The 17,894-nt window shown below is 39.1% G+C and carries 14 protein-coding genes and 1 pseudogene; 9 read left to right on the forward strand and 6 right to left on the reverse strand.

What is annotated here, in order from left to right; translation table 11 throughout:
• Nucleotides 1-115: 115 nt before the first annotated feature.
• Nucleotides 116-316 (forward strand): annotated as a pseudogene (locus tag H6G74_RS20755) (pentapeptide repeat-containing protein); the annotation flags it as partial.
• A 354-nt stretch (nt 317-670) separates the two neighbouring features.
• Nucleotides 671-1,435, forward strand: a complete 765-nt coding sequence (locus tag H6G74_RS20760) for an FHA domain-containing protein (RefSeq protein ID WP_190969472.1) — start codon at nt 671-673, stop codon at nt 1,433-1,435.
• Between the two features lie 195 nt (nt 1,436-1,630).
• Here H6G74_RS20760 and recA read toward each other — a convergent pair whose 3' ends face one another.
• The gene (gene recA, locus H6G74_RS20765; protein ID WP_190969473.1) at nt 1,631-2,701 is read right to left on the reverse strand and encodes a recombinase RecA; all 1,071 of its coding nucleotides are present in this window, start codon (nt 2,699-2,701) and stop codon (nt 1,631-1,633) included.
• Nucleotides 2,702-3,113: 412 nt separating this feature from the next.
• Between recA and xseA the strand changes: the two genes are divergently transcribed.
• The 5 genes from xseA to H6G74_RS20790 all read left to right on the forward strand — a co-directional run bounded on the left by xseA (nt 3,114) and on the right by H6G74_RS20790 (nt 9,847).
• Nucleotides 3,114-4,361: an exodeoxyribonuclease VII large subunit gene (gene xseA / locus H6G74_RS20770; protein ID WP_190969474.1), complete on the forward strand. Its 1,248-nt coding sequence runs from the start codon at nt 3,114-3,116 to the stop codon at nt 4,359-4,361.
• Nucleotides 4,361-4,594 (forward strand): exodeoxyribonuclease VII small subunit, encoded by a 234-nt coding sequence (gene xseB / locus H6G74_RS20775; RefSeq protein ID WP_190969475.1) that lies wholly within the window; start codon nt 4,361-4,363, stop codon nt 4,592-4,594. Before xseA ends, xseB begins: the two co-directional genes overlap by 1 nt.
• Nucleotides 4,595-5,344: 750 nt before the next feature.
• Nucleotides 5,345-6,400, forward strand: coding sequence for a phytoene/squalene synthase family protein (locus H6G74_RS20780; protein ID WP_190969476.1), 1,056 nt, complete (start codon nt 5,345-5,347; stop codon nt 6,398-6,400).
• Between the two features lie 45 nt (nt 6,401-6,445).
• Entirely contained in the window at nt 6,446-8,593 is a 2,148-nt protein-coding gene (locus H6G74_RS20785; protein ID WP_190969477.1) for an NAD(P)-binding protein, read from the forward strand.
• Between the two features lie 9 nt (nt 8,594-8,602).
• Nucleotides 8,603-9,847 carry a hypothetical protein gene (locus H6G74_RS20790; RefSeq protein WP_190969478.1) on the forward strand — a complete coding sequence of 415 codons (1,245 nt, stop codon included), beginning with the start codon at nt 8,603-8,605 and terminating at the stop codon, nt 9,845-9,847.
• A 9-nt stretch (nt 9,848-9,856) separates the two neighbouring features.
• Here the strand turns inward: H6G74_RS20790 and H6G74_RS20795 are convergent, their stop codons facing one another.
• A complete protein-coding gene (locus tag H6G74_RS20795) occupies nt 9,857-10,270 on the reverse strand; it encodes a heavy metal-responsive transcriptional regulator (RefSeq protein WP_190969479.1) in 414 nt (137 codons plus the stop codon).
• A 258-nt stretch (nt 10,271-10,528) separates the two neighbouring features.
• On the opposite strand from H6G74_RS20795, the gene H6G74_RS20800 reads away from it, so the two are divergent.
• Together H6G74_RS20800 and H6G74_RS20805 are read left to right on the forward strand one after the other, a co-directional pair.
• Nucleotides 10,529-13,069: a sensor histidine kinase gene (locus tag H6G74_RS20800; RefSeq protein WP_190969480.1), complete on the forward strand. Its 2,541-nt coding sequence runs from the start codon at nt 10,529-10,531 to the stop codon at nt 13,067-13,069.
• Nucleotides 13,070-13,162: 93 nt separating this feature from the next.
• Nucleotides 13,163-15,316 carry a sensor histidine kinase gene (locus tag H6G74_RS20805; protein WP_242051296.1) on the forward strand — a complete coding sequence of 718 codons (2,154 nt, stop codon included), beginning with the start codon at nt 13,163-13,165 and terminating at the stop codon, nt 15,314-15,316.
• Here H6G74_RS20805 and H6G74_RS31300 read toward each other — a convergent pair.
• From H6G74_RS31300 to H6G74_RS20820, 4 genes are all read right to left on the reverse strand, one after another.
• A complete protein-coding gene (locus H6G74_RS31300) occupies nt 15,299-15,484 on the reverse strand; it encodes a hypothetical protein (RefSeq protein WP_390849973.1) in 186 nt (61 codons plus the stop codon). The genes H6G74_RS20805 and H6G74_RS31300 overlap by 18 nt on opposite strands.
• Nucleotides 15,403-15,609: a hypothetical protein gene (locus H6G74_RS20810; RefSeq protein WP_242051297.1), complete on the reverse strand. Its 207-nt coding sequence runs from the start codon at nt 15,607-15,609 to the stop codon at nt 15,403-15,405. Before H6G74_RS20810 ends, H6G74_RS31300 begins: the two co-directional genes overlap by 82 nt.
• Nucleotides 15,610-15,824: 215 nt before the next feature.
• On the reverse strand, nt 15,825-17,069 hold the full coding sequence (locus tag H6G74_RS20815; protein ID WP_190969482.1) for a bifunctional sterol desaturase/short chain dehydrogenase: 1,245 nt from the start codon (nt 17,067-17,069) through the stop codon (nt 15,825-15,827).
• Between the two features lie 115 nt (nt 17,070-17,184).
• Nucleotides 17,185-17,430: an RRXRR domain-containing protein gene (locus H6G74_RS20820; protein WP_190969483.1), complete on the reverse strand. Its 246-nt coding sequence runs from the start codon at nt 17,428-17,430 to the stop codon at nt 17,185-17,187.
• Nucleotides 17,431-17,894 lie beyond the last annotated feature (464 nt).

A 17,894-nucleotide genomic window follows, 5' to 3' on the forward strand; every position in this document is an offset into this window, starting at 1 on the left:
GCAGAGAAAATCCCCTCTCTTGGTACTATTATTTCTGAGAAATCTTTTTTGAATCCTTTTGGCTGGTCGTGGCAACCATAATAATTCCTTACCCCGAAGTATTGAGGGGATACCTTATTTTAACCATGCTGATTTAGAAGGAGCAGATTTACGGGGTGCTGATCTCAGCTACGCCCATCTGAGCAATGCTAATCTTAGAGGCGCTAATTTATGTGGTGCTAATCTGACTGGTGCCAAAATTTTAGATGAGCAATTGGCTCTAGCCAAAACTAATTGGATGACAGTACGCCCGAATGGTAAACGTGGTTTATTGTAAGTCTTGATGAAAAGGAAATCGGGATATCTCCATAAATAAAGTTGAATAGATCAAATAAAAAATTAAGTATTGAGTATCAATACTTAATTTTTGCTTTTTTATTAATCTTGTAGATATTACTTAAGAAATACTTAAATTATTCTTAATAATTAGTATCTGTTAAAATAAGACTACAGTAATTTACAATATAGAACGAAATAAAACAATTTTTTTAAAAAACCTAAAGTTGTATGATACTTATACTAAGTGCCAAAATATAAGTAGGAATTCTTAGTCAAAATCATCCAACTCCATTGTCTGAAAGCAAAAACTCAAAAAGTCACTGTTCCTGATTTTAGGCTGAGAAAAAAGTCCATGACCGACATCAGCAAATCAAATCTATTCACACTAAAAGCTTCAGCTAAAATCGCTGACTTTCAAGGTAAAGAGATAGAAAGAAGACTAAGTTTATATCAAGTATTTGTCAAGTTGTACGAACACCATAGTGGACTTCTAGATGACATTATTCAGATGGAAGGCCAATCATTACCTGGTGTGACAGGGTTAAATACAAGTTATGTGCAGGGTGTAGTAGATGATGAAAAGGTTTACTTGGTAACTAATTTGGGTGAAAATCAAACCCAGACGTTACTACAACCGCAGCAAATTTGGACGATTGGACGCGATCGCCACTGTGGTATCTGTATTAATGATAAATACTTATCTCGTCGTCATGCGGCCATCCAATATGATGAAGACGGATTTTACCTAGTCGATTTTAAAAGTACGAATGGTTGCTTTGTAAATGGCGAACGTGTTTATGAAACAATGAAACTCAAAGAAGGCGATCGCATTCGTATCGGTAGTCTGAGTTTTGATTTTTTCTATAATCAGACTTCTCGCATTTTACCGACGGTAGCTGTTGAGTTACTGATGCAGCTTTCATCTCGCAAAAACTGCAACTTAGATGATACCTTAAGTCACGTTGCGCCAGGAAAATACTTACCTGAAATCACTGATAAAGCTATTCCATTTACCAAAAACTTTGGCTTAGACCATCAAAATAGCAATGATGGTTTTAGTACAGAACAGAAATCAGACATTTTAGATAGGTTTTTCAGCCGAGTTACACCTTCTTAGCTATGAAAGGAGTTTAAAATTTTCTAATTTGATTTTTGCAATAGCATTCCTAAATCATTCGTGAACCAAAAGATCCCCGACTTTTTGAAGAAGTCGGGGATCTGATCCTCTCGATTTTCACAACTCATTTAGGATTGCTAAATTAGTGGCGAAAAGACATACGCCACTAATTGATTCACTGTTCAATAGTAAATACTATTCTTCCTCTTCGTATTCTTCTTCCTCATCTTCATTGACTTTAGCTACAGAATTAGCAGAAACAACCGCCCCCATATCAAGTTTTTGGCGCACTTGTTGTTTAATTTGTTCAGCGAATTCTGGCTTTTCTTCTAAATATTTAATTGCGTTATCTCGACCTTGAGAAATGTTGTCGCCGTTGTAGCTATACCAAGCACCCTTGCGAGTTAAAACACCTGTTTCTTCAGCTATATCGACCAAACAACCTAAAATTGACACTCCCTTACCGAAAATAATGTCAAATTCTGCCACTCTAAAAGGTGGTGCGACTTTGTTTTTAGCAACTTTTACCTTAACGCGGTTCCCAAATTCATCAGTTCCTTTTTTCAAGGTTTGAATGCGACGAATATCTAAACGCACAGAAGCATAAAACTTCAACGCATTACCACCAGTTGTAGTTTCTGGACTACCGTAGGTGACACCAATTTTTTGCCGTAATTGGTTGATGAAAATTACTGTACAACCAGATTTACCAATATTACCCGTGATTTTACGGAGAGCTTGGCTCATCAAACGTGCTTGTAAACCGACGTGTGCATCCCCCATATCGCCTTCGATTTCAGCGCGGGGAACCAATGCTGCTACTGAGTCAATAATTACAATGTCAACAGCAGATGACCGCACCAATTGATCAACAATTTCTAACGCTGCTTCCCCAGTATCAGGTTGAGAAACCAGTAAATTTTCGATATCTACACCTAAAGCCGCCGCATAAGTAGGGTCTAGGGCGTGTTCCGCATCCACAAAGGCCGCAATTCCACCTTGTTTCTGCACTTCGGCGAGGGCGTGTAGGGCGACTGTGGTTTTACCAGAACTTTCTGGGCCATAAATCTCAATTACCCGCCCTTTGGGTAAACCACCACCCAGGGCTAAATCTAAGGTGAGTGCGCCTGTGGAAATTGTCTCCACCCGCATCCGGGTTGCATCGCCCAGGCGCATAATAGCACCTTTACCGAAGCTGCGCTCAATCTGGTTGAGTACCATATTCAGGGCTTTTTGCTTACCGGAATTGTCAGTGTTGATAGCCATTACTGCCTCTATCTATATATATGGATTTATGGAGTGTTAGGTTTGGAGTTGAAGTAGAACAGATATACTATTTTAGCCAGAAAATGCGGAAATCGGATTTCTCTAAGAAACAAACGTCACAACTTTGATCCTGGATTTCTCACAAGAGAGCAATCCAGGGGTGTGGGAAGGGTGGGAGGATGGTTCCCCCCACACTCCCCACACTCCCCACACCCGCTACCCATACGTGAGAAATTCGGGTGATGAATCTTTACCCCCCTCAACTATTATGGCTTTCGCCAGGTCTAGTGGTAAGTTATTCCCACCTCAGCAAAATTTTATCTGAGTGTTCAGGACTACCAATCTGAAAAATACACGGTTTTGTTAGGATTTGGATAGAAGTTTTGCTAGTTTATTCAGCCCCCCTTAATTGATGACTTCTGATTTTACTGACTCTGTAACTTTCAATACAGCACTTTCGGTAGCTGGGTTAACTGATTATATCCGGTTGCTGTTAGAGCAAGATGAGCAACTACGACAAGTTTGGGTCACAGGGGAAGTTTCCAGCGCCAATCACCATCGCAGTGGTTTATTTTTTACACTGCAAGACCCGGATGGGACAGCAGGGATTAAGTGTGTGGCGTGGAATAGTCAAGTAGCGAAACTTGTGCAGATTCCTGCGGTTGGTGAACAGATAATTATTTTGGGGAGTATACGCTTGTATCCCCAAAGAGGAGAGTATCAGTTAACGGTTTGGCAAGCTTTACCTGCGGGTGTGGGTTTACAAGCATTACGCTATCAACAATTACGTAATCGCTTGTTAGCGGAAGGGTTATTTGACGCAGAAAAAAAGCGGCCGCTACCGCCCCATCCCCAAACGATCGCAGTTGTAACTTCACCCACGGCTGCGGCTTGGGGTGATATTCAAAAAACTCTCAAACATCGATATCCTGGCTTACAAGTATTATTTTCGCCAGCCACAGTACAAGGTGAACAAGCACCAGAATCAATAGTGAAAGCGATCGCCAGAGTTGAAAAAGATGGTCGGGCTGAGGTGCTAATCTTATCACGGGGTGGTGGGGCAGTTGAGGAATTAGCTTGCTTTAATGATGAGCGAGTCGTCAGGGCTGTGGCAGAATGTTCTATCCCGGTAATTACGGGGATTGGTCATCAACGAGATGAATCTTTAGTCGATTTAGCGGCTGATGTCTGCGTACATACACCGACCGCTGCCGCCGAATTAGTTGTGCCGTCACTATCAGAATTGTCTGCTCAACATCAGCAGCGAATTGATGCTTTGTATGATGCAGTGTATGAAGTGAGGACATCGGCTGTCAATCAACTGCAACTCTTACGTAATCGCTTGCAACGTGTAGGGTTAGATAGACAAGTCAAACAAGAAATGCAAAAGTTAGGCTGGAAACGTCAGCAACTTTTACAAGTTACTAGCCAGCGATCGCAACAAGCCACACAGCATTTAGAATTGTTGCGCCAGAAGTTAGCTACCCTTGACCCGAAGGCGGTGTTACAGCGAGGTTATGCCGTGGTACGCCAAGAAAATGGGGCGATCGCGCGTCATGCAACTGAGTTAACTGTTGGTCAAGAATTGTTGATTCAGTTGGGACAGGGAGAAGTTAAAGTAAAAGTTACGGAAGTGAAGACTACAACCCTCAAAGATTAATGGTTAAACGTAAAAGTTCCTCGGATGCGGAAGCGATCGCAAATGTGAATTACGAGGCGAAGGTGTCAGAAATTGAAAAAATTATTGCCCGCATAGAAGCGGGTGAATTGGAATTGGAAGCAGTGTTTGAGCAGTTTGCTACTGCTGTTGAATATTTACGTCAGTGTGAAAGCTTTTTGCAACAAAGACAAAAGCAAGTAGATTTATTGATTGAAACTTTAAATGATGAATAAGATTAATTTGTAGTTTTAGAAGTTTGGTAAATTACAACAAAAACTCAGCTTTCAAGTATTAATTTGTGGCTCATAATGATGCCATTGCTCACTTGCATATTCACATATTTAAAAATTTTATTTTCCTAAGTTAATATTTTGAGCAAGTCTACTTCAGTAATTGTAACTTTAATTAAACTAATAATAACTAAAATATCTTAGATAACAAAAAGTAAATATAATATTTGAATTTTCAAGCCCCAGCAAGGATTTCTAAATATTCAGAAAAAAAAGAACTCACTCTACTTGACTGCCACCGTAAATTTAGTGATACTTGCTAATATGTCATTTGATTTTTATTCTGTAGTCTTGTAGCTCAACACAAATAAAATTCCTAAAACTCACAGCTATATACACTTGTATTACTTACAAGCTAAAAAAGCCAGTTTTATGATGTTTATTCTTTGTGTGATCTGAAAATTATTCAGCAACATTTCCATCAAGGTTATCTTAAAAATTCTCTAATTACATAGAGAATTAATTATGTATTGCAAATCTCTTTACAGGATGAATAATAGATAATTTATGGCGCGAATGTATTCATCAATTGATGCTTGACTATTGGAGATTTTACAGCATTTGCAAAAGGAGATATCCCACAAATTAAAACCACCTTTTGAGCAAATTTTCAGCATTGCCAACCTGACTGTAATGGCAATAGTGAAACGGTGTAGTTGCGTCAAGATGTAATTTACTTAATGGAAATGAGAAATGCTAAAGTTTTATATTTTACAAGAGCAGAAAAAATACGTAGAAGAATTCATGAATAAAGTTTCTCGCTCTTTTGCTGTCGTCACTCCTTACCTAGAAGAACCATTAGATGCGTTCATGTCCACGGCTTATCTAATTTTTCGTGTTGCTGATAATATTGAAGATTGTCTCCAAGAATTTGAATGGCAGAAAGCTCGGTTCAGTGAATTTAAGCAACTATTAAAAGAACCAACTTTAGCTGCAAATATTTTGTCAAGCTGGTCGTTAGCCAATTGGTCAGGACTCAATAGCGACGAACAGCAATTAATGACTGTAGAAAATGGACTAATGTTATGGCAGATTTATGCACTTATCCCAGATGAGATTAGGGAAATCATAGCTCGTTGGGCTACTGCGATGGTTGATGGTATTGAACAACTATTTGATGACCAACAAAAACCTGTGATGGTCAAGCGCAATGGAGTGCGGATATTAGCTGAAGAAAATGATTACAGTTGTTACTGTTACTTTGTTGCTGGGACTGTTGGTCTGATGGGTACAGAACTAGCCATAGACCATTACCAATTTAATGTAGATACTGCTAAACGTTTGTTAGCCCATAGTCAAACTTGCGGTCAAGCCTTGCAAAAAACCAACATTGTGAAAGATTTTCCGCAAGATTTAGCAAATGGTATCTGCTATTTACCAGATGTATGGATGCAAGAAGTAGATGGTTTGCCATTATTACTAGAAGGCGCACCAAAAAAATGGACGCAAAAAGTTTTAGATAATGTCATGACTGAAATCAATAATTCTGTTTCTTATGTAATGGATATACCCTATGAAGCTGTTGGTTATCGTTTAGCTAGTTTGATGTGCTTGCTTCCTGCTTATCAAACATTACTATCAGCCGCACAACAGTATGAACAATTATTTACCCGAAATCATCAGGTCAAAATTTCTCGTAGTTGTTTCTCAAAGTGTATGGAAGATGCCAAATTTATGGTCAGCGATAACAATGCACTACTAGAATACAGCCAAAAATTACAAACTTCTGTATCAATAGCTTTTGCCTAATTAATAGAGTCTGATTATTTTCTGGAGTAATTTTGGGTGCAATCAATGGCATTAGAAATCCCGTGTCAACAAAAAATCGCTATCTTGGGAGGTGGTATGGCTTCCCTCACTACAGCATTTGAGCTAACCAACCAACCAGACTGGCAGCAAAAATATGATATTACCCTCTATCAAATGGGATGGCGTTTGGGCGGTAAAGGTGCAAGTGGAAGAAATCGCAATGCCCAAGACCGAATAGAGGAACATGGCTTACATATCTTCATGGGATCTTACGAAAATACTTTTAAAGTGATGCGTCAGTGTTATGAAGAATTAGGGCGAGATACTACAGTATCACTTGCAACTTGGCAAGAAGCCTTTAAGCCACAGAACTTCATAGTTTTGCCTGAATATATTAATCAAAAATGGATTCCTTGGCCATTTGATTTTCCCGCTAATGATTCATTGCCAGGAGAAGGAGAGGAATTACTTTCTCTTTGGGGGCATCTTTGCCTGCTAATAGAATTTATGGTCAAACAATTTGAGAGTTCATCTTCATCACTGAATAATTGGGTGAATGATGAAGATACGACGCATCCAAGAAATGAGCTTCCTGGTTGGCTAACCTCTTTATTGCAAGAGATGGAAATTGAGTGGCAAGTAGATATTTTTCCTGTGGAGATTTCCTTACTGCACCTAACTCAAAAATTAGTCCAAAAAATTCCACAAAACCCTAGACAACACCAAGCATTACAACATCAGGCACTACTTTGGTTATTAGCCAAGTTTAAAAATTGGCTATTTGATAATGTTGAGAACATTATAGAAACACATCATAAGTTTCGGCGGCTGGCGATAGTTGTAGACTTAGTTAGTACCATAGTCAGGGGTGTAATTTTTGATGGTTTGATGTTTCAGGGCTTGGATGTCATTGATGACTATGACGTTCAAGAGTGGCTCACTAAACATGGTGCTACTAAATATAGTGTGAATTCGCCATTAGTACGGGGTCTTTATGATCTAGTCTTTAGCTATGAAAATGGTAATGTAGAACGTCCTAACTTAGCCGCAGGAATAGGATTACGCTTTTTTCTGCGGATGCTGCTTGCTTACAAGGGTGCATTTTTTTGGAAAATGCAAGCAGGAATGGGGGATACAATTTTTGCTCCACTTTACGAAGTTTTGCGAAAACGTGGTGTGAAATTCAAATTTTTCCATTGTGTAAAAAACTTAGTCTTGTCAGATGATCAGCAAGCGATCACTCAAATTCAAATCACTCGTCAAGTAACATTAAAAAATGAAATTTATGAGCCACTAGTTAACATTAAAGATTTACCTTGCTGGCCTAGCACTCCCCTTTATGAGCAGCTCGTAGAAGGTGAAGCAATCAAAAATGAAAATATTAATCTCGAATCTGCTTGGACACAATGGCAAGGAGTTGAAGAAATTACACTCCATCTCGGCCAAGACTTTGATTTAGTAGTCTTAGGTATTTCTTTAGGAGCATTGCAATATATCTGTCCAAAACTAATTCAAGCTCGTCAAGAATGGCAAGATATGATTGCAAACGTGAAGACTGTACAAACTCAGGCACTACAAACATGGTTAAAACCAAATTTAAAAGAATTAGGTTGGGTTATGCCTAGTCCTGTAGTTGATGCTTATGCACATAATTTGAATACCTGGGCAGATATGAGTCACCTCAACATTCGAGAGAGTTGGGATGCGGAGAATTTTCCTGGTAGTATTGCTTATTTTTGTGGGCCATTGGCAGATATTGATGAAATTCCTTCTTTTACAGAGAATGAGTTTCCTGAACAACAAATGCAGCAAGTTAAACAAGCAGCAATTCATTGGTTTAAAGAAAATACACCAACTTTGTGGCCAAAAATTACCATATCACCAAATTCTACTGATATTGACTGGAACTTACTTGTAGACCCCAATCATGGCAAGGACTTAAACAGATTTGATGCTCAATTTTGGCGGGCAAATATTGAGCCATCAGAACGTTATGTCTTGGCTTTAAAAGGAACTACTAAATATCGCCTAAAATGCGATCAATCTGGATTTGATAATCTGTATTTAACTGGTGATTGGACAAATAACGGGATTAATATTGGCAGTATTGAAGCAACGGTTACTTCGGGAATGCAAGCCTCTAGGGCAATTTCTGGATATCCACAAAAAATATTAGGCGAATCAGATATTTAGGAGCTTTTTATGAACATCAATAACTATGAACAACTACTCAAGACTGGCTTGCATATCGCTATGGGAGCAGCAAATTCTGCATTTGAAGTATTGAGTAATCCCCAAAAATGGCCAGAAAATATCAGTAAACCTCCACAATCTATCGAACAGATACTGCAAGAATTAGCAATTAAAGGTGAAAAAACTGAGCAGGAAATTAACAACTTCGTTCAACAGATTTCTCCAAACACTAATAAATCCAAAACCTATCCTAAATATATTCCTCACCCTAATGAGCAATGTTTTACTCAACCTTACAACCTAAAGAATACGAGTATTTATGGTTTTTTATTGGAAGGTTCTTTAGAAAAATTACAAAAGCTGTGTGATAAATATTTTAATGAACCTGCTGAGGGGAAAGTTCAATACCGTCCCGCTACGAATTATGTTTTGTTGACACTTGCTACTATAGATTCACTGGGTTCTAGAGAATTACCAGATAGTGAAAAAGGTGGCTGTTTTGAAGAAGAAGCCATATTTTGGGTGATTGCAGTTGCTGGACAACAATTAGGGTCAACATTTCTCGGAGAGCGCCTAGTTTGTTATATGCCCTATATCTTGGTCAATGATTCACCGATTCTAGTGGCAGGAAGAGAGGTTTATGGCATTTGTAAAGAGATTGGCTATTTTCAAATTCCTCAGCCTGAACAAGAACCAGAATTTTTTGCTGTAGATACTTTAGTCTGGAAAGAATTTAACCCACAGACAAGGGCGCAAAAAAGACGACTACTAGAAGTATTAAGAGTAGGGGAAGGACAAGAAAATCAAGCAAGTTATACACTCAATAATTTAGATGAGTTAATGACAGAACTCAGAAAATTAGTTTTTCAACATGGAGGAAAACTGGAAATACCTGGTTGGAGTTGGTCTTTACCTCTAAATATTATTGAGTCGCTAACTTATCAATCAGCTACGGGTTTGTGTTTAAAGCAGTTTCGTGATGCGGAAGACGGTAGTCTTGCTTGTTATCAAGCCATCGTAGAGGTTTTAATGAAAATGTCTCAATATCATGGCGGAAAAATTCTCAGCTCAGGTGATGTGGGGGGCAAGTATGAAGTGAAATTTTACAATGCTGCAAGCCATCCCATAGTTGAAGAACTAGGATTACAAGGATTTCCCTCTCAAGCAGACTCTGTGACTGTACCTGTCAAGCTGGCTTATTGGCTAAATTTTGATTTCACGGTTGAGAATGGGACTGTGATTTGGCAAGCTTAACCGGGAGAATTATTCATTTTCAATGATGGGGCAAATAGTAGAATGAGAATGATCAGGTTTGATTTCCCAACCAGAAAGTAAGCCTGATAATTCTTGTCGCAAAATCATTAATTGTTGAATTTGTTCATCAATAGCTTTTACCTTGTCTTCTAATTTTGCTTTGATATGTTCACAAGGTAATTTACCACTATCATGAACATTTAAAAATTCTTTAATTTCTGACAAACTTAAGCCTAAACTTTGAGCGCGTTTGATAAAGTGCAGTCGCGCTAAAACATCAGAGTTAAATAATCTAAATCCGCCTTCGGTTCTAGCTGATGATTGAAGTAGACCGAGTTCTTCGTAGTAGCGAATAGTTTTAATTGGTACACCGCTTTCTTTGGCAACTACACCAATTTGTTTTGCTGCTGTTGGGGTGAACATAATTCGTAAACTTTTAGTCAGACATGATTACTGATTTTATTTTAAAATCTCCATTCAACTGGAGAGTCAAAAGGAAATATTTTCCGGGCATTAACTAAATTTACAATCCAAAGTGGTGTAAGCCAATGGTTCACCCGATTGGGTGAATGCGATCGCCCCATCAAGAATTAACCTGAAATAAGGCTATGTTTTGCTGCTGTTAGCACTGATGTTCACAACAGCGAAATTGTCGCCATAGTTACCATCTCTTGACAAATCATGTCAGTTGCTTGGGTATCAAAGGGTGAAATAGTGGATGAAGCCTTAAAATTACTACGTAAACTTGAATTTCCGCCAGAGAATATCACTTTGTTGGACAAAATTGCTGCTATTTTACCAGGGATGATTTTTCAATTCCGGCAACAGGCGGATGGTTCCCAGGTGGTTTTATACGTAAGTTCTGGTTGTCGAGACTTGTCAGAATTAGAACCAGAACTAATTCAAGCAGACTGGCAAATCGTATACCAGCTAATTCACCCCGAAGATAGAACCAAATTTAAGAAATCTCTGGCTGTAGCTTTTGCCACACTTAAGCCTTGGCATTGGGAAGGCAGGATTATGACTCCCAGTGGTAAACTCAAGTATCTTCAAGGAGCTTGCCAACTAGAACCAGAAGCCAACGGCGATATTCTCTGTAATGGCTTAGTGATAGATGTTACATCTAGAAAACAAACCGAAGAAGAGTTACGCACCAGTGAGGCGAGGTACCAAGCAATTTTGGCAGCAATTCCAGACTTGATGTTTCGCTTGAGTCGTGATGGTGAATATCTTGATTTGAAAGGTGATGGTATCAGTCTCACTTTAACTAAAGAAGAGATAGTTGGTAAAAATATGCGAGATTTATTACCAAATGATCTAGCCTTAATTGGACAAGAAACCATTGCAAAAACTTTGGATGCTGGCAGTTTGCAAACTTGCGAATATCAATTGCCAACACCTCAAGGTATTCGTGATTTTGAAGCGCGGTTAGTAGTTAGTGGCGCTGATGAAGTGTTAGCGATTGTTCGAGATATTACCGAGCGTAAACAAGCAGAAACTTCACTACGAAATTTAGCACAAAAATTTTCTAAAGCTTTTAATTGCAGTCCAGATCCAATTAGTATTAGTACCCTGAAAGAAGGGCGCTTCATTGAAGTTAATGATAGTTTTATCCAGCTATCAGGTTATGAGCAGAATGAAGTAATTGGTCATACAGCTTTTGATTTAAAAATCTGGGTAAATGAAAGCGATCGCACTCAATTAGTAGCAGATTTACAAACCAAGGGAGCCATCAGTAACTTAGAGTTTACCTTTCGGCGCAAGTCCGGGGAGATTCGCACAACCTTACTGTCTGCCGATGTGATTGATTTAGATGGCGTACCGTGTATTTTAGCGATTAATCATGATATTACCGCCCGTAAGCAAGCAGAAGCCCAAATGCGGTTGACAGCACAACGCGATCGCTTGTTGACGGAAACGCTGGTTAGGATTCGGTCTTCCCTGAATTTAGAGCAAATTCTCCAAACTACTGTGTCAGAGGTGAGGCAATTTTTACAAGCTGATCGAGTTTTTATTGGGTTGAATGATTATGAAGTAAAAGTCAAAACAATTGCGGAATCAGTAGACCCCAAATATCCCTCTGTATTGGGTTGGACACCAGAAGATAAAAGTTATTTACAAGAATTGAAAACTATTTTTGCAACTCATCGCGTGCGTGTAGTTGAAGATGTCAGCAAAATCATAGTATCGCCAAAATTGCAAGCCAATTATCAACAATTTCAGACAAGGGCAAGTTTAGCTGTACCAATTATGTTAGGGGAAAAATTAATTGGTGCTTTAGTTGCTAACCAATGTTCTGCCCCCCGTCAATGGCAACCGATAGAAATCGACTTACTCCAACAATTATCAGAACAATTAGCGATCGCCATTCAGCAAGCGCAACTTTACCAAGAACTCGCAGAACTCAACACCAACCTAGAACGCCAAGTAGAAGAACGCACTGCCCAACTGCAACAAAAAATGCAGGAATTAGAAAAACTGCAACAAGTCAAAGATGTGGTGCTGCATACAGTTGCCCATGATTTACGCACTACAGTTATGGGGAATTTGATGGTACTGAAGAATTTACAGGAGAATGGGGTTGGGGAACAATCATCGCCTCTTCTCTTCTGTTCCTCTACACTGCCATCAGAAAGTTCTTCCCAGTCAATTCCTGTACCTAGTTCAATAATTGAACGGATGATTCAAGGGAACGATCGCCAACTCACAATGATTAACTCTTTATTAGAAATTCATTGCTGTATGGAGCAAGGTGTTATTATAAATCTCCAGCAGGTAAATTTAAACACACTCCTCGAAAAAATTATTCCCGACTTACAACCACTGTTGTGGCAAAATCAGGCAACGCTGGAAAATTTAATTAGCGAAGATTTGCCATTAATCAAGACAGATACCACACAGTTACAAACAGTGTTGCTGACCTTGTTAATTTATAGTTTGCAACAAAATCCCCCAGGGTTGAAATTGGCGCTAACAGCCACCGTTGTGGAAAGTATGGTCAAAATTCAAATTGAACATAACGGTGTCACCATGAGTAAAACAGAAGGCGATCGCCTGTTTGATTTATATGTGCGAGAACCCCAAGCACCTTGTTCCACAATTCTAGGGTTGAAAATGTATTTATGTCGCCAAATTATTCAAGCACATGGCGGCGAAATTGGTGTAATTAGTAACCGCAAACGAGGATTAACATTTTGGTTCACATTGTCTGTAGCCGATTAGTCGTCAAAATGTAGCCATAACTGATCATAATAAATACGAGGAGCAAAATAGAACAACGCCTGCGATGGTATGGTCAAAGTAGGTAAGACACTAATGGCTAAATTATTGCAAAAATTTGGAACTTGGTGGAAACAAGTTTTTTCGGCACCAAAAATAGATGTAATTACTGGTGAATATCAATCTTGGCGTAATCATTTTCTGTGGCAGAGATTACGCCTGTGGTTATGGCTGGCATTTATTTGTTTATTGACTTTTACCGTCCGAGATATTTATGATTTATTCTTTTCTCTACAAGAATTGGTACAGATCCCAAGAATAGTCAGAATTCAAGGACTGGCGATTAACGTTTCCATGTTACTGAGTTTATTGATTTGTTTTAGTTTACATAAAACTCGCTTCGGTCATCGTCACCCAGGTAGATTATTTTTAGGTACATCTTGGTCAGTTGGTTTTGCGTCGCAATTGTTCGCCACAATTAAAGGTTTTGCTTTACCAGATATTGTTGGTTGGTCGTTGTTATTTCTTAGTCAAGCTATATTTATGCCAGTGCGCTGGCCGCTCCATTTAATATCGCAGGTAAGTATTTTAGGTTATTATTTTATTGTGAATACTGCCTTGGGGTTAAAAACACTTAAACCAGAACATCCAGAAATATATAATGTGACATTTGTTTTGTATATATTCTGGTTTTGTGTTATCTGTGATTTGGGAGTTTATTTATACGATCGCCTACAAAGGTCTGAATTTTACGCCCGCAAAGAATTAGAATCAGCTAATCGCAAATTAGTCGTCGCCGAAGCCAAATATCGCAGTATTTTTGAAAACGCCATTGAAGGAATTTTCCAAAGTAGTCCTGATGGTCGATATATTACAGCTAATCCGGCATTAGCTAAAATTTATGGATATTCTTCATCAGAAGAAGTTACAGCCAATTTTACAGATATTGAAAATCAATTATATGTTGATCCCAAGCGTCGGGCTGATTTTGTGCGGTTAATTGAAAAGTATGGCATTATCTCCGAATTTGAATCACAAATTTATCGCCAAGATGGTAGTATAGTTTGGATTTCGGAAAAAGCTTATGCTGTGCGTGACTCAGAAGGAAAACTACTTTATTATGAAGGGCTAATTGAGGATATTACCCAACGCAAACAAGCCGAAGAAGCCTTACAAGAACAAATCGATTTTTTACAAGTTTTAATCGATACAATTCCCACTCCCGTTTTTTATAAAAATACTCAAGGTTTATATCTTGGATGCAACACAGCTTTTGAAGCAGTTCTGGGTTTGCGAAAAGAACAAATTCTTGGTAAATCTGATTATGACCTTGCACCCAAAGAACTAGCTGACCAGTACTATCACGCTGATATGACCTTGTTTGAACAGCAACAAGTCCAAACTTACGAAAGTTTTTTGGTATTTGCTGATCAAACCAAACATGATGTCATATTTTATAAAGCCACCTTTTCTAAAGTCGATGGTTCCTTGGGCGGCTTAGTCGGGATAATTTTAGATATTAGCGAACTTCAGACTGCATTGCGCGATCGCCAGCGTACCGAAGAAGCACTGCGAGTCTTTTTCCATGCAGTATCTCACGACTTACGTAACCCGGTTTTGGGTAGTTTGATGGTGCTGAGGAATTTGCTAGAGAATGCGGGAGAAGAGAGTAATGTGATTTCTCTACCCCGTACCACTTTAGAACGGATGGTGCAGAGTAGCGATCGCCAATTAAACTTAATTAATTCCTTGATGGAAGCCCATGTCAACGATATGCAAGGGTTAGTTTTACAGCGTCAACCAGTGCAGTTAGATACGATTATCGCCGATGCGATCGCAGATTTAGAACCAATGCTGCGAAAAAATCAAACTCATCTCATCAATCTTGTTACCGCAGATTTACCCTCAATCAACGCTGATTCAACGCAACTATGGCGGGTATTTTCTAACTTAATTGGCAACGCTATCAAACATAATTTGCCTGGATTGCAAATTACAATTAACGCCATAGTTGAAGGTGAAAACATTTATTGTACCGTCAGTGATAACGGTGTAGGTATTAGCCCAGAGCAAAGCCAAAGATTGTTTGATTTATATTTCCGTGGCAAGAATAATCCTTATTCTTTAGGTTTAGGTTTAGGCTTATATTTGTGTAAACAAATTGTTCAAGCTCATGGTGGCGAAATTGGTGTACAAAGTGGATTAGAGACAGGCGTAACATTTTGGTTTACCCTACCAATTAGCTGTTAAATGTCCTGCTTCATCTTCAATTTGGGCTAATCTTTCTCGGCTAACCCAAACTACATCAGGTATAACGCTATCTGCTTCCGAAAAAATCAACTCTGGAGATATAATTGACACACCCAAACCACTAGACTCTGACCAAATATCAAGCTGACGAGAAGTTTTACCACATATTTGTTGATGACGATAGTGAGGCGTGCGAGTTCTCCATTAATAATTTCGTAGCGTGTCCACTCATTTTCAGGTAGAACCTCTATATCGTGGATTGTCCAGCGTACTCCTTCAATAGCTTGACTCATGATAGTTTCCGTTTAGCTGGTTGCCTTTCTTTGTTTCATTTTATCGGCTAGAACCGAGTCAGAATTATATATAGCAATCCTAAATCATTTGTGAAATTCTCTTTCTTCTCCTTCTTTGTGTCCTTTGCGTCCTTTGCGGTTCGTTAAAAAGAATATTTTTTCACAACTCAGACAGGATTGCTATATGCGCTTACTGATGAGCGATCGCATTAATTCTAGTTCTTGGCTTGACTAAACACGCGATAATACAGCCATGTACTAGTCTCCTTGAAGGGAAATAGCAAATAAGTCAAAGGGTTAATTGTCACAACAATATTGCGAAAGTCTCGGACTGCTAAAAATACAATGAATTTTGCCACTTGGGTAGCTGACATCACACCATAAGGATTTAATTGACTTTTAAACGGGCCGAGAATTAATTTGCGAATGATGCAATTACCTTCTAAACGTTTGAGGGTAATAATATTTCCCAAGGTGCGTTTACTCAATTCATAAAGTGGACTCAAGGCTGGTGATACCTCCGCTTCTGAAGTATTCACCCAAATTTCTTTAGTGGCTTTGTCTTGTGGCCCCGTCACCGTTGTCATGAAGATATCCATCAACCGCAATGCGGAAAAAGTATTCACCTCATAAGATGAATTGATCGCTTGGGGTGTGCGATCGCCATAAACATTCACACCATGATTGATAATCAAAATATCGACTTTTTCTAACTTATCTCGCAGTTGAGCCTCATTCCCCAACTCCCAAGGCAGCACCATTACCCCTGGTTGGGTGTTTAACTTCTCTGGATTTGTCGTAATAGCCACAACCTTAGCATTGTGTTGAATCAATTCTGCTGTTAACGCTTGTCCCAAAGTTCCCGATGCACCAGTTATGGCGATAGTTTTACCTTTAAGAGAAAGTGCTGTACCTAAAATTTTATCCACCAACGGAAACACACCACTGTAATAAGCATTCACATCATCAAAATGGTGTCGCCAATGGTAAGCACGATTTACCCACAAACTCGAAGGAATAATTTCTAAAGGGCCTGGTAAGTGATTATAGTCAGTATCAATTTTGCCTTGAAAATATCGCACCGATGCCCCATACAAAAAGGTGCAAGCATATAGTACCCCGAACCACAACCCCCATTGGTTCACCAACAAAGCGACTATTATCAAAACAAAGACTAAAAGCACCGACTCTACAATGTCGTGGTAAAGCTGAGACTCTTGATACATTTTCAGAGAAACTACCGATAAGTCCCGGCGGTAGGCTGCATGATGTTTGTTATGCCATTTAGCTAACCAACTTACTTTGTGACATAAAGCATGGTAAGTATCCCTGAATACCTCCGCCAACAACAGCGAAAAAACTCCCCAAGCCGCAAACTGCAAACAGTTATTTACCAACAGCCAGTTAATCTGTAAATTTGCTTCAATCACAGTCCAGTTTTCAGCTAACATCTTAATCATGTTTTTTAGTACGCCATTATCTTAATCAATCTTTATATTTACTCTAGACAGGGTTGGCGCATTTTAAAACCCCTACATTAAAGTAGGGGTTCAGGATGATGATTTGGCGATCGCTTCATCTTGTGCCAAATGAACTTATATCCATCCCCGCTTTTTTGTGTTTGGTAACAACAGTACTGAGTTGGAGTTTAAAACCAAGTTGCTCTAGCTGGATTTGCGAAAAAGACTCTTTCAAAATAATTGTGAAGGGATATCTTTGAAATACAGTCGCTCTTCCTTGAGACAATAATGCTCTAGCATGACTGATGCGTACTGGAGATAGAGGTTGTTGATTGGCATCAAGAATTAAAACTTTAGTCATAAATCAAAAAATATTGTTCGTTCAAGTTACCAAGCGATCGCACTTGCTGATTTCACTGCTGACGAAATAGCGATCGCCACCTTTGCTGTTCATAAGAAAGATGAGAGCCTAGAGGTGAACTCCAGCACTCTCCTACAATTACCGCCCATTTAGCTGTGATATCGTGTCCTTAAACATCGGTTTGTCGAGCGATTTACCGTTGTTTAGAGTACAAACAAAACCTAACACAGACAAATTAAAAAAGCAAGCTGATTGCTAGAGCCTTTTATAAAGAATGGGTGTAGGGGTGTTAGAGACATATAGCCCTACACCCTGGTTACTGAGCGCAGCGCCGCCCTGAGCCTGTCAAAGGGTTGAACCTTGCCCAAATTTTTGATTTTCCGGTTTAAAACCCTTAATTTTCTGTTAGTCCGCGCAGGCGGACTTTGTTTTTATAGCCGCGAATTCCATTCGTCGGGGCTAGA

The organism is Nostoc spongiaeforme FACHB-130 (assembly GCF_014698475.1).
In the GTDB taxonomy this organism is placed as follows: domain Bacteria; phylum Cyanobacteriota; class Cyanobacteriia; order Cyanobacteriales; family Nostocaceae; genus Nostoc_B; species Nostoc_B spongiaeforme.

Excerpts from the sequence above, each read along its gene's own strand:
- H6G74_RS20760 (WP_190969472.1), top strand. The coding sequence starts at position 671 with ATGACCGACATCAGCAAATCAAATCTATTCACACTAAAAGCTTCAGCT.
- recA (WP_190969473.1), bottom strand. The coding sequence starts at position 2,701 with ATGGCTATCAACACTGACAATTCCGGTAAGCAAAAAGCCCTGAATATG.
- xseA (WP_190969474.1), top strand. The coding sequence starts at position 3,114 with ATGACTTCTGATTTTACTGACTCTGTAACTTTCAATACAGCACTTTCG.
- xseB (WP_190969475.1), top strand. The coding sequence starts at position 4,361 with ATGGTTAAACGTAAAAGTTCCTCGGATGCGGAAGCGATCGCAAATGTG.
- H6G74_RS20780 (WP_190969476.1), top strand. The coding sequence starts at position 5,345 with ATGCTAAAGTTTTATATTTTACAAGAGCAGAAAAAATACGTAGAAGAA.
- H6G74_RS20785 (WP_190969477.1), top strand. The coding sequence starts at position 6,446 with ATGGCATTAGAAATCCCGTGTCAACAAAAAATCGCTATCTTGGGAGGT.
- H6G74_RS20790 (WP_190969478.1), top strand. The coding sequence starts at position 8,603 with ATGAACATCAATAACTATGAACAACTACTCAAGACTGGCTTGCATATC.
- H6G74_RS20795 (WP_190969479.1), bottom strand. The coding sequence starts at position 10,270 with ATGTTCACCCCAACAGCAGCAAAACAAATTGGTGTAGTTGCCAAAGAA.
- H6G74_RS20800 (WP_190969480.1), top strand. The coding sequence starts at position 10,529 with ATGTCAGTTGCTTGGGTATCAAAGGGTGAAATAGTGGATGAAGCCTTA.
- H6G74_RS20805 (WP_242051296.1), top strand. The coding sequence starts at position 13,163 with ATGGCTAAATTATTGCAAAAATTTGGAACTTGGTGGAAACAAGTTTTT.
- H6G74_RS20810 (WP_242051297.1), bottom strand. The coding sequence starts at position 15,609 with ATGAGTCAAGCTATTGAAGGAGTACGCTGGACAATCCACGATATAGAG.
- H6G74_RS20815 (WP_190969482.1), bottom strand. The coding sequence starts at position 17,069 with ATGATTAAGATGTTAGCTGAAAACTGGACTGTGATTGAAGCAAATTTA.
- H6G74_RS20820 (WP_190969483.1), bottom strand. The coding sequence starts at position 17,430 with ATGACTAAAGTTTTAATTCTTGATGCCAATCAACAACCTCTATCTCCA.